We start from the raw sequence: 16474 nt of genomic DNA, 5'->3' as shown, positions 1-16474 counted from the left end.
AAAAATACAAATTAAACCTCAAAAATATTTTGATTACCCTAATTTAAAATAAAAATAATATAATAACCTATTATTTAACTTTTTTTTTGAAAATCTCTTTATTATGGCGCAAATAATACCTTTTTCAAACAGCGAAATATCAAATACTTACATAGCAAAATCTCAATCTTTAATAAAACTTATTAACATTGAGTCAAAAAGTGGGAAAAAGTGGGAAATTTTGGAAATTATTATATAAATTTGCTCCAAATGAAAAGTTTCATTGGAACATATGAGTGTAAAATTGACGACAAAGGCCGTTTAAAAGTACCTTCATCTCTTATCAAACAGATGGAAGACTTCGAAGACAAGGCATTTGTAGTCAAAAGATCTGTGTTCCAACCTTGTCTGGAAGTTTATCCTATGAATGCATGGGATAAAGTGATGGGCAAAATTAATAAACTAAACAGATTCATTAAAAAGAATGCTGATTTCATTAGAATGTTTACGGCAGGAGTAAAAACTGTAGAACTGGATAACGCAGGAAGATTACAGATTTCAAAAGATCTCACTGTTTTCGCAAGTCTTCAAAAAGATATTGTGATTACAAGTGCAGGAGAATTATTCGAAATCTGGGATAAAGAAGCTTATGAGAAAGTAATTTCTACCAATGAAGTTGATTTTGCGAGCCTTGCCGAAGATGTAATGGGAGCCTTCGATGAAGAATAACCACGCTGATTATTAAAAAAAGGCGTAAAAAAACACAACTTAGACATGTATCATAACCCCGTTTTGCTGAAACAAAGTGTTGATGATTTGGTAACGAATCCGGATGGAACATATGTAGACTGTACTTTTGGTGGCGGAGGTCATTCAAAAGAAATATTGAGCAGACTTTCCGACAAAGGAAAACTGTTCGGTTTCGATCAGGACTTAGATGCTCTTAAAAATACAATTGATGATTCAAGATTTACATTAATTAATCAAAATTTCAGATTTCTGGAAAACTCTTTGTTGATGTACGGAGTTCCGAAAGTGGATGGCGTTTTGGCAGATTTAGGAGTTTCTTCTCATCAGTTTGACGAAGCAGAAAGAGGTTTTTCTACCAGAAGCAACGCTCCTCTCGATATGAGAATGAACGTAATGCAGGGTCTTGATGCCAAAAGAGTCATCAATGATTATGAGGAAGAGCAGCTTGCAAATATTTTTTATTATTACGGTGAACTCAGAGAATCGAGAAAATTAGCCAGAGATATTGTTCACCACAGAAAAATTAAAGCCATCAATACGACGGAAGATCTGAAAAAATTATTCAATTTTCTTCCGCCGCATAAGATCAATAAGTTTTATGCACAGCTTTTTCAGGCGATAAGAATTGAAGTAAACCAGGAACTCGAAGTTTTAAAAGAAATGCTTGTTCAGGCTTACAATGTTTTAAAACCGGAAGGAAGATTGGTCGTAATTTCTTATCATTCTCTGGAAGACAGATTGGTAAAAAGATTTTTGAAAAACGGAATGTTTGAAGGTGAACCGCAAAGAGACATTTACGGAAATTATCAAAAAGCATTTGAATTGGTAAAGAGCAAAGCGATTATTCCCGACGATAAGGAAATCGAAGAAAACTCCAGAGCCAGAAGTGCTAAAATGAGAACAGGAATAAAAATATAAATAATGAGCAATGGGTAATAAGTAATTTTAAATATTACACATTACTAATTATCTATTACTAATAAATAAGGTGGCAAAAAGAACAACAACAAATCGCCCTCAGAAGAGATTAACTTTTATAGATATTATAAAAGGAAATTTCCTGAACCGTGATGAGATAAAAGTACATTACAAGTATTTTTTATTGTTGTTTATCCTAATGATGGCGATGATTTACAGCAATCATCTCGTCAATAAGAAAATTAAAATTGTTAATGCTTTAAAAGAACAAACAGAAGAATACAAATCGAGAAACGCTTACGCCCAAAGTAAGCTTATCAAAGTAAAAATGGAATCAGAATTGGGGAAAGAAGTTGCCAAGGACTCTTTAATGACCTTGGAAAATCATCCTCATAAATTGCTAATAAAACTGGACAATACAGATGCAAAAGCCAAGTGAATACGACAACAAACGTAAGAATACGTTAAGGTGGGGCTACCTCTTCGCAGTGGTGGCTTTGTGCGTATTTGTACTGTTCCTGGCGAGAATTGTGATTCTTCAAAACACCAATGTTCAGGAGATCAAAGACGATTATATTAACAAAAATTATCGTACAGCAACTCTTAAAGCCGCCCGTGGAAATTTATTTGCTTCAGACGGTTCTATTTTGGCAACAACGGTGATGCGTTATGATATCTTTCTTGATTTTAAAACAATGAAGGATACCATTTACACCAACAACATTGGTGCTTTAACAGATTCTTTAAGCAAAATGTTCGGAAAACCGAGAAGTGAATTCAGAAAAAAGTTTGACGAACAAAGAAGTAAAAAAAACCAATACTACACTTTGGCGAGAGGATTGGATTTTGATCAATACGACAGAATCAGACAATTCCCGATCTTTAGAAGAGGTAAAAATAAAGGCGGTTTCATTGTAGACAGAAACTACAAAAGAGAATTGGCAACTTCAGAAATCGGAGCCGGAACCATCGGAATGGATGATGGCGAGCATAAAGCAGGATTGGAAGGTGCTTTTTCAAAATATTTAAAAGGAACCGACGGAAAAAGATTAGAACAAAGAATTAATTCTTCTCAATGGAAGCCAATCGATTTCTGGAAAGTTCAGGAACCAACTGATGGTGAAGATGTTTACACAACGTTAGACCTTAGAATTCAGGATATTGCACATTCGGCTCTTCAAAAACAACTTATCAATTTCGAAGCAAAACACGGAACTGTAGTTGTTATGGAAGTTGCAACGGGAAAAGTTCGCGCTTTGGTTAATTTAAGAAGAGATGACGACGGAAATTATGTCGATTCATACAATTATGCTTTAAAAGATAATATCGAACCTGGTTCTACTTTCAAAACAATTTCTTTGTTAGCAGCGATGGACGACGGTTTTATCGATGAAAATACTACGGTAGATGTAGGAAACGGAGTTTGGGTCTATTCAAAACAGAGAATTTCAGACGGGCACGGTGGCGGAATTTACGACATCAGTGATGTTTTGGCAAAATCGAGCAACGTGGGATCAGCGAAATTAATTACAAAATATTACGCAGAGAAGCCACAAATTTTCCTTGATCATTTAAGACGTTGGAAACTATTCGACAAAATGGATCTCGAACTTCCGGGAATCACAAAACCAAGAATTGTAACTCCCGAAAACAAAAGATGGAACGCCGCAACATTAGCATCCATTGCATACGGATATTCAACGAATATCAATTTGTTACAATTAACAACTTTCTACAACGGAGTTGCGAATGGTGGTAAAATGCTGAAGCCTTTATTCATCGATAAAATAATGAAAGACGGAAAGGTAATGTACACTGCAAAACCCGAAGTAATGGTTGATAAAATGGCTTCCGAAAAGGCCATCAAAATGATGACGAGTGCTTTAACAAAAGCCGTTGAAAAAGGAACAGGGAAAAGTATTTTCACGCCGAATTTAAAAATGGCAGGAAAAACAGGAACCGCAAGATTTGAATATTGGTTGCCTGGTCCGATGAAATACCGTGCATCTTTTGCAGGTTTTTATCCGGCTGATAATCCGAAATATACGTGTTACGTGATGATCAGTGAGCCCAATACGGCAAAAGGGTTTTACGGAGCAACCGTTTCAGCACCGGTGTTTAAGGAAATTGCAGGAAAAACATTCCTGAAAACCCCGCAAAACGTTGAAAAAGAAATGCTTGTCGACCGAAAGGTAAACCTAAACAAAATGGTTGAACCCAATGTGAAAGTAGCAGTTAATAATAAACAAATGCCAAGCGTGGTTGGATTAATCGGTAAAAACGTGATCCCGCAATTGGAAAATTTAGGCTATCGTGTCGATTTCAAAGGAGTTGGAAGAATCACAGAACAATTCCCGCTGGAAGGCACTACAATCAGTAAAAATCAGAGAATTTATTTGTCTCTGCAGAATTAAAATATAAAGCATCAAAAAAATGCAATTAATTGAATTATTAAAAAGAATTCCAGTATTAGAAATTCACGGTGACGAAACTCGTGAGGTTTCAGAATTGGTTTTCGACAGCAGAAAGGTTACGGAAAACTCTTTGTACATCGCAATGAGAGGAACTGTTGTGGATGGACATTCATTTATTGCATCTTCTATTGAAAAAGGCGCAATCGCAATCGTTTGTGAAGAATTTCCTGAGAATTTAGATGAAAATGTTACCTATGTTAAAGTAAAAGATTCTTCTAAAACTTTGGGTCAATTGGCTTCCAATTTCTACGGCAACCCTTCTGAAAAATTAAAATTAATCGGAGTTACGGGAACAAACGGAAAAACGTCTGTTTCTACATTGCTTTTTGATGTTTTTAAAAATTTAGGTTACGATTCGGCTTTGCTTTCAACGGTTGAAATCAGAATTGGAGATAAAATAATTCCGGCAACTCACACGACTCCGGATGTTATTACAATTAATAAAATTTTAGCTCAGGCGGTTGAAGAAGGTTGTGATTTTGCTTTTATGGAAGTAAGTTCTCACGGGATTTCTCAAAACAGAATTGAAGGACTTCACTTTAAAATTGCAGGTTTTACCAACCTTACACACGATCACTTAGATTATCATAAAACTTTTGATGAATATTTAAAAACGAAGAAAAGATTTTTTGATCAATTAGAAGATACAGCCGTTGCCATCACGAATGTTGATGATAAAAACGGAAATGTCATGCTTCAAAACACAAAGGCAACGAAAAAGTCTTATGCTTTGAAAACGATGGCAGATTTTCACGGAAAATCATTGGAAGTTGATTTCAACGGAATGCTGTTGAATTTTAACGGAAAAGAATTCTGGACAACATTAACAGGAAAATTCAATGTCTACAATTTATTATTGGTCTTCGGAATCGCTTCTGAACTTGGTTTTGAGCAAGACGAAATTCTTCAGGCGATCAGTAAATTAAAAAGAGTTTCCGGAAGATTTGAAACCTTCAAATCAGATGGCGGAATTTTCTTCATCGTAGATTATGCACACACTCCGGATGCGTTGGAAAACATCCTAGACAGCATTAATGATATCAGAACAAAAAACGAAAGGTTGATTACTGTTTTTGGTTGCGGAGGTGACAGAGACCACTCAAAAAGACCTGAAATGGGGAATATTGCCAGCAAAAAATCAACGTTGGCGATCATCACTTCAGATAATCCGAGAACAGAAGATCCGACAGCAATTATAAAAGAAATTGAAGCAGGTGTTGAACCTCAATATTTCAGCAAATACACTTCAATTCCCGACAGAAGAGAAGCCATAAAAATGGCGATCAAGTTTTCAGAACCGAAAGATATCGTTCTCGTAGCCGGAAAAGGGCACGAAAACTATCAGGAGATTAATGGTGTGAAACATCATTTTGATGACAAAGAAGTAATTAATGAGCTTTGGAAGTTAATGAGTAAATAGTTTGATTTAACGATTTAAAAAAGAAACATGTTATACTATCTATACGAATATCTTACCAGCATGGGAATCCACGTTCCGGGATTAGGATTGTTGAAATACATTTCTTTCCGTGCAGGAATGGCGGTTTTGCTGTCTTTAACCATCGCTCTTGTGTATGGGAAAAGAATCATTAATTATCTGAGAGCAAAACAGATGGGAGAATTGGTGCGTGATCTTGGATTAGACGGACAGAAGCAGAAAGAAGGAACACCTACAATGGGAGGTTTTATCATAATTTTAGCCACGCTCGTTCCTGTTTTGTTATTTACAAGAATTACCAATGTTTATATTGTTCTTTTGATTGTTACTGTCGTTTGGATGGGAGCTATTGGTTTTATAGACGATTATTTAAAAAAGGTTAAGAAAAATAAAGACGGATTAAGCGGGAAACTTAAGATTGTAGGACAGGTCGGATTAGGACTAATTGTCGGAGTTACAATGTATTTCCATCCCGACATTACGGTTAAAAGAAAATATGCAGATGCAAAAGTGGTCAACAGAAATAATGTAGAGCAAAATTTTATGCCTACAGAAAAAATCGCTGTTTCTACCGTTCCTTTTGCTAAAAATAATGAGTTCGACTACAGCGGAATGCTATTCTGGATGAATGATAAAGACGCTCACGAATGGGCATGGATTGTTTTCATCCCGATTGTTATTTTCATCGTGACAGCGGTTTCAAACGGAGCCAATATTACCGACGGAATTGATGGTCTCGCCGCCGGAACAAGTACCGTGATACTGCTTGCTTTAGCATTCTTCACGTATGTTTCCGGGAACATCATTTTCGCCGATTATCTCAATATCATGTTCCTCCCGAATATGGGGGAAACCACCATTTTTGTCGTCGCCATGGTAGGAGCTGTCATCGGATTTTTCTGGTACAACACGTATCCTGCACAGGTTTTCATGGGCGATACAGGAAGTTTGATGTTGGGCGGTGTAATTGCTGTGTTGGCGATTATTTTAAGAAAAGAATTAATGATTCCTGTGTTATGCGGAATCTTCTTAATTGAAAACATCTCTGTCATGCTTCAGGTTGTTGTTTTCAAATACAGAAAAAGAAAATTCGGGCTGGAATATGCCCAAAACAATAGATTATTTAAGATGTCACCTTTACATCATCATTATCAGAAAGTAGGTTTTCACGAAAGTAAGATCGTTAACAGAATGATAATCATCGGTGTTATGTTGGCAATTGTATGTCTGATCACATTAAAAATGAGATAAGAATAATTTAAAAATTGAAGAATCTGAATAATTAAAATTCTTCAATCATTAAATCAAAAAAATATGAAAATAGTTGTTTTAGGAGGAGGAGAAAGCGGTTGTGGAGCTGCATATTTGGCTAAAAAACAGGGTATGGAAGTTTTTCTTTCAGACAAAGGAGCCATTAAGGATAACTATAAGCAGTTTCTTACCGAAAATGAAATTGAATTTGAAGAGGGAAGCCACGACGAAGAAAGAATTTTAAATGCAGACTGGATCGTAAAAAGCCCGGGAATTCCGAAAAAAGCAGGAATCATTCAACAAATTCATGAGAAAGGAATCAGACTTTCTTCTGAAATTGAGTTCGCTTCGGAGTTTACCAATGCTAAAATCATTGCGATTACAGGAAGCAACGGAAAAACAACGACCACGTCTTTAATCTATTACATCCTGAAAAATGACGGATTGAATGTAGGTTTGGGCGGAAACATCGGTTACAGTTTTGCAAAACAAGTTGCCGATGAAAACCATGAATATTATGTTTTGGAGGTAAGTTCTTTCCAACTGGATGATATTCAAAACTTTAGACCTTATATTTCTTTATTGTTGAATTTGTCGCAGGATCATCTGGATCAGTACAATTACAACTATGAAGAATATGCATTAGCAAAATTCAGAATCACTGAAAATCAGGAGAATGACAATTTTTTCATCTACAATAAAGATGACGAAATGAGCAAAAATCTTCTTGAAAAATTAGAGATAAAAGCGAAAATGATTCCTTTTTCAACAAAAGAAAAACTGTCTGAAGGAGGTTTTATTAACGACGATAAAATTGTAGTAAAACTGCAGGATGAATTCTCAATGAAAGTTGAAGAATTATCATTGATTGGAAATCATAACGTTGCGAATAGTTTGGCGGCTTCAATAGCAGGTAAAATATTGGAAATCAATAATGAAAGCATCAGAAATTCATTAATGACCTTTCAGGCAGTTGAACACAGGCTGGAATTTGTAACTGAAATTGAAGGGGTAAAATACATCAACGACAGTAAAGCAACCAACGTAAATGCAACCTATTACGCGTTGGAAAGCATGAAAACACCGACCGTTTGGATTGTTGGTGGTTTAGATAAAGGAAACGACTATACCGAAATTGAGGATTTAGTTAAAAGAAAAGTAAAAGCAATTATCTGCTTAGGGATTGATAATGACAAGATTATCAACTTCTTTAAAGATAAAAAAGAGTTTATTTATGATACCTCAAGCATGGAAAAAGCAGTAGAGATCTCAAAATCTTTAGCCAAAAAAGGAGATACAGTTTTACTTTCTCCTTGTTGTGCGAGTTTTGATTTATTTAAAAGCTATGAAGACAGAGGAAATCAGTTTAAAGAGCAGGTTTTAAAAGCTAATAGCCACAGCTAAAAGCATTAATTATGAACGAACAAGACACAGAAAACAGATTTGAATTTCTAAAGGGCGATAAAGTGCTTTGGATGGTCATCCTTGTGATCTCCATTTTCTCTATTTTCCCTGTATATTCTGCAAGTTCGAATCTGGAATATATCGTAAATAACGGGACTACAACAGGTCACGTTATCAAGCATATGTTCTTCGTTGTCTTAGGTTTAGGGATCATGCGAGTGGTCGGAATGGTGAAATACGAATACATCGGGAAACTCAGCAGCATTTTGCTCGGTTTAATGATTATCTTATTGGTTGTCACCATGTTTACGGGACAGACAATCGATGGAGCGAGTGCTTCAAGATGGTTGAAAATTCCGGGAACGCCGATTTCATTCCAGCCGTCTTCGTTTGCTTTTTTAATGTTGATTATTTATTTGTGCAGATATTTAACCAAGAAAATAACCAGAGAAAGGCTTCCGATTGAGAACATTATGTACATTTTCGGTCCTATTTTATTGGTTTTCGTACTGGTTGCAAAAGATAACGGTTCTACAGCATTAATGATTTTAATGGTTTCTGTAGTTGTTTTGGTTATAGGGCAATTGCACTGGAAATACATTGCAGGATTCATTTCCTCATCATTTATTGCCATTGTTTTGTTTTTATTGATTGCTTTAAATACCAACATGATCGGCGGAAACCGTGTTCACACCTGGATGAGCCGTATTGAAACGTTTACTTCAAGCAAGGCAAAAACTTCCGACGTGGATGATGAAAGCATTAAAGCAAAAAATTATCAGGTCATGCAGGCGAAAGCTGCCATCGTTCATGGTGGAATTACAGGAATGGGACCCGGGAAAAGCGCTTTAAAACAAATGCTTCCGCAGTCTGCATCCGATTTTATTTTTGCAGTAATTGTTGAAGAATATGGCGCAATCGGAGCGGCATTTCTGATCTGTTTGTATTTAATTATGATTATCCGTATCGTAATGATAGCCAGTAAGATGCCCGCTTTTTTCGGGTCTTTGCTCGTTCTCAGTCTCGGGGTGATGATCTTTATACAACTTGCTGTAAATATAGCAGTTGCAATCAATTTAATCCCTGTTACAGGGCAACCGCTGCCATTGATAAGCTACGGGGGAACATCAATGTTGGTAACGTATTTGCAATTAGGAATTATCTTGAACATCAGCTCAAGAATACAAATATATGATGAAGAAGGAATGGGCAAAAAACAAAGTATTGCTGAGATAAATGATATTGCTTAAAAACAAAATAAAATGGAAACAAGATTAATAAGATTTATTGATAAGAAAAGCACAGAGGATTTATCGGTTTATGATACCGATGAACAAATTATCAATTTTTTGAAATCTTATAAGTTGGAGTTTTCCGAAATTATTGAACTTAATGATTCTATTTATAACGTTGGAGAAATCTCAATAAAACTAATTGAAGATAAAATCGAGATCGAAGTATCTGTTGACTTTATCGACTTAATTGAGAATCTACCAACAGCATAATATTGATAAAATGAACAAAAAACTAAAAATACTATTATCAGGCGGCGGAACAGGAGGTCACATCTTCCCGGCTATCGCTATTGCAGATGAGATCAAGAAAAGATTTCCTAATGCAGAGTTTTTGTTCATCGGAGCCAACGGAAAGATGGAAATGGAAAAAGTTCCGCAAGCTGGCTACAACATCGAAGGAATTGATATCGCGGGAATCGACAGAGGAAATATGCTGTCAAATTTAGGTCTGCCTTTCAAAATTTTGAAAAGTTTATCTAAATCTAAAAGAATTATTAAAGCTTTTTCTCCGGATTTCGCAGTGGGAACAGGAGGTTTTGCAAGCGGCCCGGCTTTATATGAAGCCAGCAAATTGGGAATTCCGATTTTTATTCAGGAGCAAAATGCACATGCAGGCGTAACGAATAAAATTTTAAGTAAAAAAGCTCAAGCCGTATTTACAGCTTATCCAAAAGTGGAAGGTTTTCCGGCTGAAAAAATAAAATTCTTGGGTAATCCGATTCGTTCAACGATTATTTCGGGAATGCAGGAAACAGCTCAGGCAAAAGAAAAAATGGGCTTGGATAAAGATAAACTGACGATTCTTTCTGTCGGTGGTTTCTTTAGGTTCAAGAACATTAAATAACGGCTGGAAAGAAAATTTAGATAAGCTAAAAGAAAAAGGCTATCAATTAATCTGGCAAACGGGAAAACTGGATTATAAAGAGATTGTTGATAGTTGTCAGTTATCAGTTGATGGAAATTCAAACAACCAACAACCAACAACCAACAACCAGATACAAATCAAGGAATTCATCAAAGACATGGAAACCGCTTATTCTGCAGCAGATGTAATTGTTTCAAGAGCGGGTGCAATTGCTATTTCTGAGTTGGCGGTGGCGCAAAAACCGGTTTTATTGGTTCCGTTTCCTTTTGCAGCGGAAGATCATCAAACCAAAAATGCGATGAATTTGGTTGAAAAAAATGCCGCAAGAATGGTAAAAGATTCTGAAATGCAGGAGAAATTCTGGAATACATTATCAGAAATCTGTGAAAATGAAAGCGTAAGAAAAGAAATGTCTGAAAACCAGCAATATTTTGCCAAGCCAAACGCCGCAAAAGAGATTGTAGACGAGATTATAAAAAAACTAAACCTTGAATAATATGAAAACAAAATTAATCACTGCGTTTCTGATTTGTTTTTTTGCAAATCTATTCATTGCGCAGACTTTAGTGAAGCCTGCAGACATTAAAATGCCATCGATTGCTACTTTTTTAAAGAGCAAAGGATATGATATTGCCGAGCAGACAGATACGTTTGTAAAGCTTACCAACAGTCACAAATCTCTTCTGTACATGGATTTGGATGCAGATAAGAAATATATTCTTTTCAACGTAAACATTTCTATCGTAACGGGGACGAGTAAGGCTAAAATCGACAGCTTAGTTAATCAAATCAATAATGTAGGCATGATTAGAGTTGGTTATCAGGAAAGTCAGAATTCATTGGCATTCAGGTATTACTTCTGGGTTCACGGAGGTTATACGAATGAAACACTGGAAGATGCAGTAGCCGAATTCTTTTTGTACCAAGGCGATGCTTATGGTTTAGATAAAGATAAAATTATCAGTTATAATTAAATAAAAATGTCAAACAATTTTTCAACATATCGAAAATTTATTTATAAAGATGACGCTCTCGAACTTATCAAAACCCTTGAACAAAACGAAATAATATTTGAATTAGAAGATAATTCTTCACGATTGGATTCAAGTTTTGGTGGAGATATTAATGCGAAACAGTTTGAGTTAAAAATTCAGAAGGAAGATTTTGATAACGTTGAAAAATTAGAAGAAGAGTTAGTAAAAAATGATGTAGAAAATATTGAAAGAGATTATTATCTTTTTGAATATTCTGATGAAGAACTGATAGAAATTGTTCTAAAAAAAGAAGAATGGAACAAATTTGATTATTTACTAGCTCAGAAAATTTTAAAAGAAAGAGGAAAAGAAATAAGACCAGAGCTTCTAAATGTGATTTCAAAGCAAAGGATTAAAGAATTATCACAAGAAGAAGAAGTTCCGAAAATGTGGATTTATTTTGGATATTTATTTGCCATTATAGGTGGGTTTATCGGAGTCATAATAGGCTATACGATAATGTCTTATAAAAGGAATTTATCAAATGGAAATTCAGCTTATCTCTATAGAAAAGAAGACAGAAAACAAGGTCAAAACATTTTAATCTGTTCAATAATTGGAATTATTTTTTGGATTATTGTAAGATTTATAAATAAAAATTATTAAATGAATATCATAAATAAATATCAAACTTTTTACTTCGTCGGGATCGGAGGTATCGGTATGAGCGCTTTGGCTCGTTACTTCCATGCTTCGGGTAAAAATGTTTTGGGTTATGATAAAACCAATACGAAGCTTACTCAGCAGTTGCTGAATGAGGGAATTGATATTGTTTTTGATGATATAACTGATGAAAAAATCACTTCTCTTCAGAAAGAAAATACATTGGTAATTTATACTCCGGCAATTAAAAAACTGGGGATTTTAGATTATTTTAATGAGAATCAGTTTGAAGTGTTGAAACGGGCAAAAGTGTTGGGTTTAATCACCGAAAACACAGATTGTATCGCTGTTGCAGGAACTCACGGAAAGACCACAACGTCAACTTTGGTTGCTCATTTGTGCAAGGAAGCAGATTTGCCTTTCTCATGTTTTTTAGGCGGTATTTCTGAGAATTTTAAGTCAAATTTCCTGTACAACGGTTCACAATATTCTGTGGTTGAAGCCGATGAATATGACAGAAGTTTCCTGAACCTTTCTCCGGATTGGGCGGTGATCACTTCCACAGATGCAGACCATTTGGATATTTATGGGGATAAAAATACGATTGAAGAGGGTTTTAAACAATTTGCGGCTTTAGTTTCCGAACGACAAACAGCTTTTTGTAAGAAAAGGAATTGAAATTGGAAGACCTCATCTTACCTATGCCGTAAATGAAGTTGCTGATTATTACTCAGATAACTTACGAATGGAGAATGATAAAATCTATTTTGATTTCCATACTCCGACTGAAACGGTGAAAGATTTCATCTGGGACGTTCCGGGAATCCACAATGTTGAAAATGCGACGGTTGCATTGGCTATTTTAAACAATTTGGGAGTAGATTTTAAAACGTTGAAGAAAGCAATTGCCAATTTTAAAGGCATAAAAAGAAGATATACCAAACACAGATACGAAAAAGGTAAAATTTATATCGACGATTATGCCCATCATCCGACAGAAATCAATGCGGTGATGAGCTCAATCCGAACTTTTTATCCTGGAAAAAAATTATTGGTGGCTTTTCAACCGCATTTGTTCAGCAGAACGAGAGATTTCGCAGACGGATTTGCGGAAAGTCTGAGTCAAGCTGACGAATTGGTTTTGCTTGATATTTATCCGGCAAGAGAGCTTCAGGAGAATTTTGAAGGAATTACGTCAAGTTGGTTGTTAGAAAAAGTGACTTTAGATAAAAAAGAGGTATCAGCTTTAAGTGATGCTTTCAGTAAAATAAAAGAAAAAGATTTTGATATTCTTCTTACAGTAGGCGCAGGAAATATTGATACGTTGTATGATCCTATTTGTGAGTGGATGAATAAAAGCTGAGTTTACATTAAACGCAACGTTCGCGAAGGAAATTTAAAAAGAAAATAATTTTCGTTCGCAAGGGCGTTTCACTCAGCAAATGATAACAGAAAATATCATTTAGAATAAAAAACACACATGACAGAGAATGAAATTTCAAGTTTAGTTTTTGATGCAGGGATGAAAATCCATCGCAGACTTGGAATTGGGCTTTATGAGAACGTGTATGAACAATGTTTAATTCACGAATTGAAAAATAGTGGACTTCACATTGAAAGCCAAAAAGATATTAGCATCGACTATGAAGGTTTAAAAATAGAAAAGGCATTCAGAGCAGATTTATTAATTGAAAATAAAGTAATCATTGAAATAAAAGCAGTCCCGGATATTAATGATTATCATTTTTTCCAGCTTTTAAATTATTTAAGAATAACAGACATGAAGTTAGGAATGATTTTAAATTTTCATTCAACTTTATTTAAAAACGGCGTAAAAAGAGTAGTAAACAAATTATAAAAATTAAGCCGTGGCTGAGTGAAACGCCCTTGCGAACGAAAAGAAATAACAATGTAAAAATTCTTTGCGAACATAGCGTTAAAAACAGAAAGCAAAACAAAAAAATGAAAAATAAATACAGAATATTAAAAATTGCCATCACAGTAATCATTCTTGGTTTCCTGTTGAGCTTCTCTTTGAAGAAATTCAGCGGTCAGAAGATTACGGATGATAATATTTCTGTAAATATCCATGAAAAAAATCAGGTCGATTTTATTGATCAGAAAGATATCATAGAGATTGTAAAACAAGAAAATCCGTCCGGAAAAGTGGGAAATCTTAATATTCCGGCGTTGGAAAAGAGAATTAAAAATCTTCCTGCTGTTGACAGTGCGAATGTTTATTTAAACTTAAATGGAAAATTAAATTTAGATATTATACAGAGAGTTCCTGTTTTCAGATTAAATAACGCGGGAAAAGATTTTTACGTAGACGAAAAAGGAACTGAGTTTCCGATTTCAAAAGCATATTCACATCCTTGTATGCTTATAACGGGAAATGTGAAACAAGACGAATACGAAAAGCTGGCTGAGTTGGTTGGGAAAATTGATAAAGATGATTTCAGCAAAAAATATTTTATCGGAATTTCAAAGGATAAAAATGATGATTATAATCTTCTGACGAGTGAAGGAAATTATAAAGTAGAAATCGGAGATCTGGATAATATTGACTTAAAAGTGAAAGGTTTTAAAACTTTTGTAGAAAAATATCTGGTTTTTCAGGATCCGGAAAAGTACAAGATGATTTCTGTGAAATACCAGAATCAGATCGTAACCACTTTAAATCCTCATTTTAAAGAAAACGACAGTATTTTAAAAGTCGGAAATCAAGAACTTGCAAAAGCTCCGGTATTTTCGGCAAAAAAAACGGATAGCAAGCCAAAAATAGCTGAAGCAAAAAAAGAAACTAAAAAGCCAAGCTCCACTTCACTAAAACCGAAGACAAGCACAAAACCAAAAGCTGTAACAAAGCCAAAGGAAACCAAAAAGACAGAGAAAAAAAACACGGCAACAAAACCGAAGACAAAAGCTAAAGTCAAGATAGAATAAAGAAAGAGTCCTGAAAGGACGATTTAAAATAAGATAGGATGAAATCCTGTCGACCCAATAAAAACAAGACAACAAAAAAATCAAATCGATATAAAAAATGGAAAATCAAGAGTATTCAGTAGGTCTGGACATCGGGACAACGAAGATTGTCGCGATTGTCGGAAGGAGGAATGCACACGGGAAAATAGAGGTTCTCGGTGTTGGTAAGGCCAAAAGTCTTGGGGTTCACAAAGGTATTGTGAATAATATTTCGCAAACTATTAATTCAATCAAAGCTGCTGTGTCAGAAGCACAGTCTAGCTCAGGAGTTCCTATCCGTAAAGTAACGGTTGGGATCGCAGGAAAGCACATCCGTTCTTTGCAGCACTCCGATTATATTATGCGTGAACATCCGGATAAATTCATCACAGACGATGACATTGAAGCATTAAAAGATCAGGTGAAAAAGCTGGTCATGCTTCCTGGAGAAGAAATCATCCATGTCCTTCCTCAAGAATATAAAGTGGATTCCGAAGGCGAAATTCAAGAACCTGTCGGGATGCACGGAAAACGTTTAGAGGCAAACTTCCACGTTGTAGTAGGACAAATGGGCAGCATCCGAAACATTGCAAGATGTGTTCGTGAAGCTGGTTTAGAAATGGAAGCTCTTACCTTAGAACCCTTGGCGTCTTCGGAAGCTGTTCTTACAAAAGAAGAAAAAGAAGCAGGTGTTGCTATTGTAGACATCGGTGGGGGTACTACAGACATTGCTATTTTTAAAGATAATATCATTCGTCATACCTGCGTTATTCCTTACGGAGGCGGGATTATTACGGAAGACATAAAAGAAGGCTGTTCAATTATTGAAAAGCATGCCGAACAATTAAAGGTTAAATTTGGTTCTGCCGTTCCCGAATTGGAGAAAGACAGCACCTATGTTACCATTCCCGGGCTTCATGGGAGACCGGATAAAGAAATTTCGCTGAAAACTTTAGCACAGATTATCAATGCCCGAGTTGAAGAGATTTTGGAAATGGTAAATACCGAATTAAAGGCTTACGGCGCATTCGAACAGAAGAAAAAACTGATCGCAGGAATCGTATTGACAGGAGGTGGTTCAAACCTGAAACATCTTCGTCAGCTTGCCAATTATACCACAGGTTTCGACAGCAGAATAGGTTTTGCAAATGAATACATTGCGAACGATAAAAATCAGTATCTTAAAGGACCAGAATTTGCTACGTCTATTGGATTATTAATGGAAAGTTTAAAGATCAGGGACAAAAAAATTACGATTGCTGAAGAAGAAGAAATTGTTCAGGAACAAGCTCAGCCAAAAGCGGAAACGGTAACTGTACAGGAAGAGACAATTCAGCAGCCCGTTCAGCAGGTAGAAACCATTCAGCAGCAGGAAATTCTGAATGAACAGCGACAAAAAAGAGCGGCAAAACTGACTTTCGGTCAGTCGCTGATGGAAAAAGTAAAAAAATTCTTTGAAGAAGTAGAGTAAAATATAAATGATGAATGGTAATCGATAA

At 35.5% G+C, this 16474-nt stretch carries 14 protein-coding genes and 2 pseudogenes; all 16 read left to right on the top strand.

Going from position 1 to position 16474, the window contains the following annotated elements; all coding sequences use genetic code 11:
• Window positions 1–249: 249 nt before the first annotated feature.
• The 16 genes and pseudogenes from mraZ to ftsA all read left to right on the top strand — a co-directional run bounded on the left by mraZ (window position 250) and on the right by ftsA (window position 16446).
• On the top strand, window positions 250–708 hold the full coding sequence (gene mraZ, locus J3D55_RS02255; protein ID WP_259127666.1) for a division/cell wall cluster transcriptional repressor MraZ: 459 nt from the start codon (window positions 250–252) through the stop codon (window positions 706–708).
• 45 nt (window positions 709–753) lie between these two features.
• Window positions 754–1647, top strand: coding sequence for a 16S rRNA (cytosine(1402)-N(4))-methyltransferase RsmH (gene rsmH / locus J3D55_RS02250; protein WP_259127664.1), 894 nt, complete (start codon window positions 754–756; stop codon window positions 1645–1647).
• Between the two features lie 70 nt (window positions 1648–1717).
• Window positions 1718–2086, top strand: coding sequence for an FtsL-like putative cell division protein (locus J3D55_RS02245; protein WP_259127663.1), 369 nt, complete (start codon window positions 1718–1720; stop codon window positions 2084–2086).
• On the top strand, window positions 2070–4061 hold the full coding sequence (locus tag J3D55_RS02240) for a penicillin-binding transpeptidase domain-containing protein (protein WP_259127662.1): 1992 nt from the start codon (window positions 2070–2072) through the stop codon (window positions 4059–4061). Before J3D55_RS02245 ends, J3D55_RS02240 begins: the two co-directional genes overlap by 17 nt.
• 19 nt (window positions 4062–4080) lie before the next feature.
• Window positions 4081–5541, top strand: a complete 1461-nt coding sequence (locus J3D55_RS02235) for a UDP-N-acetylmuramoyl-L-alanyl-D-glutamate--2,6-diaminopimelate ligase (protein ID WP_259127661.1) — start codon at window positions 4081–4083, stop codon at window positions 5539–5541.
• A gap of 27 nt (window positions 5542–5568) precedes the next feature.
• Window positions 5569–6810: a phospho-N-acetylmuramoyl-pentapeptide-transferase gene (gene mraY / locus J3D55_RS02230; RefSeq protein WP_259127660.1), complete on the top strand. Its 1242-nt coding sequence runs from the start codon at window positions 5569–5571 to the stop codon at window positions 6808–6810.
• A 63-nt stretch (window positions 6811–6873) separates the two neighbouring features.
• Entirely contained in the window at window positions 6874–8214 is a 1341-nt protein-coding gene (murD, locus tag J3D55_RS02225) for a UDP-N-acetylmuramoyl-L-alanine--D-glutamate ligase (protein ID WP_259127659.1), read from the top strand.
• Between the two features lie 11 nt (window positions 8215–8225).
• A complete protein-coding gene (locus J3D55_RS02220; protein WP_259127658.1) occupies window positions 8226–9464 on the top strand; it encodes an FtsW/RodA/SpoVE family cell cycle protein in 1239 nt (412 codons plus the stop codon).
• Window positions 9465–9476: 12 nt separating this feature from the next.
• The gene (locus tag J3D55_RS02215) at window positions 9477–9719 is read left to right on the top strand and encodes a hypothetical protein (RefSeq protein ID WP_259127657.1); all 243 of its coding nucleotides are present in this window, start codon (window positions 9477–9479) and stop codon (window positions 9717–9719) included.
• Window positions 9720–9729: 10 nt separating this feature from the next.
• A pseudogene (murG, locus tag J3D55_RS02210) lies at window positions 9730–10870 on the top strand (undecaprenyldiphospho-muramoylpentapeptide beta-N-acetylglucosaminyltransferase).
• A 1-nt stretch (window position 10871) separates the two neighbouring features.
• Entirely contained in the window at window positions 10872–11348 is a 477-nt protein-coding gene (locus tag J3D55_RS02205; RefSeq protein ID WP_259127655.1) for a hypothetical protein, read from the top strand.
• 6 nt (window positions 11349–11354) lie between these two features.
• On the top strand, window positions 11355–12014 hold the full coding sequence (locus J3D55_RS02200; protein ID WP_259127653.1) for a hypothetical protein: 660 nt from the start codon (window positions 11355–11357) through the stop codon (window positions 12012–12014).
• Window positions 12015–13374, top strand: a pseudogene (gene murC, locus J3D55_RS02195) (UDP-N-acetylmuramate--L-alanine ligase).
• 117 nt (window positions 13375–13491) lie between these two features.
• Window positions 13492–13869, top strand: a complete 378-nt coding sequence (locus J3D55_RS02190) for a GxxExxY protein (protein WP_259127650.1) — start codon at window positions 13492–13494, stop codon at window positions 13867–13869.
• 104 nt (window positions 13870–13973) lie between these two features.
• On the top strand, window positions 13974–14957 hold the full coding sequence (locus J3D55_RS02185) for a cell division protein FtsQ/DivIB (RefSeq protein ID WP_259127647.1): 984 nt from the start codon (window positions 13974–13976) through the stop codon (window positions 14955–14957).
• 97 nt (window positions 14958–15054) lie between these two features.
• Window positions 15055–16446, top strand: a complete 1392-nt coding sequence (gene ftsA, locus J3D55_RS02180) for a cell division protein FtsA (protein WP_259127646.1) — start codon at window positions 15055–15057, stop codon at window positions 16444–16446.
• Window positions 16447–16474: the final 28 nt, after the last annotated feature.

Origin of the sequence: Chryseobacterium ginsenosidimutans (genome assembly GCF_024807225.1) — a bacterium.
Lineage (GTDB): Bacteria > Bacteroidota > Bacteroidia > Flavobacteriales > Weeksellaceae > Chryseobacterium > Chryseobacterium ginsenosidimutans.
The sequence above is the reverse complement of the archived record's forward strand: the minus strand, read 5'-3'. Positions and strand labels throughout refer to the sequence as shown.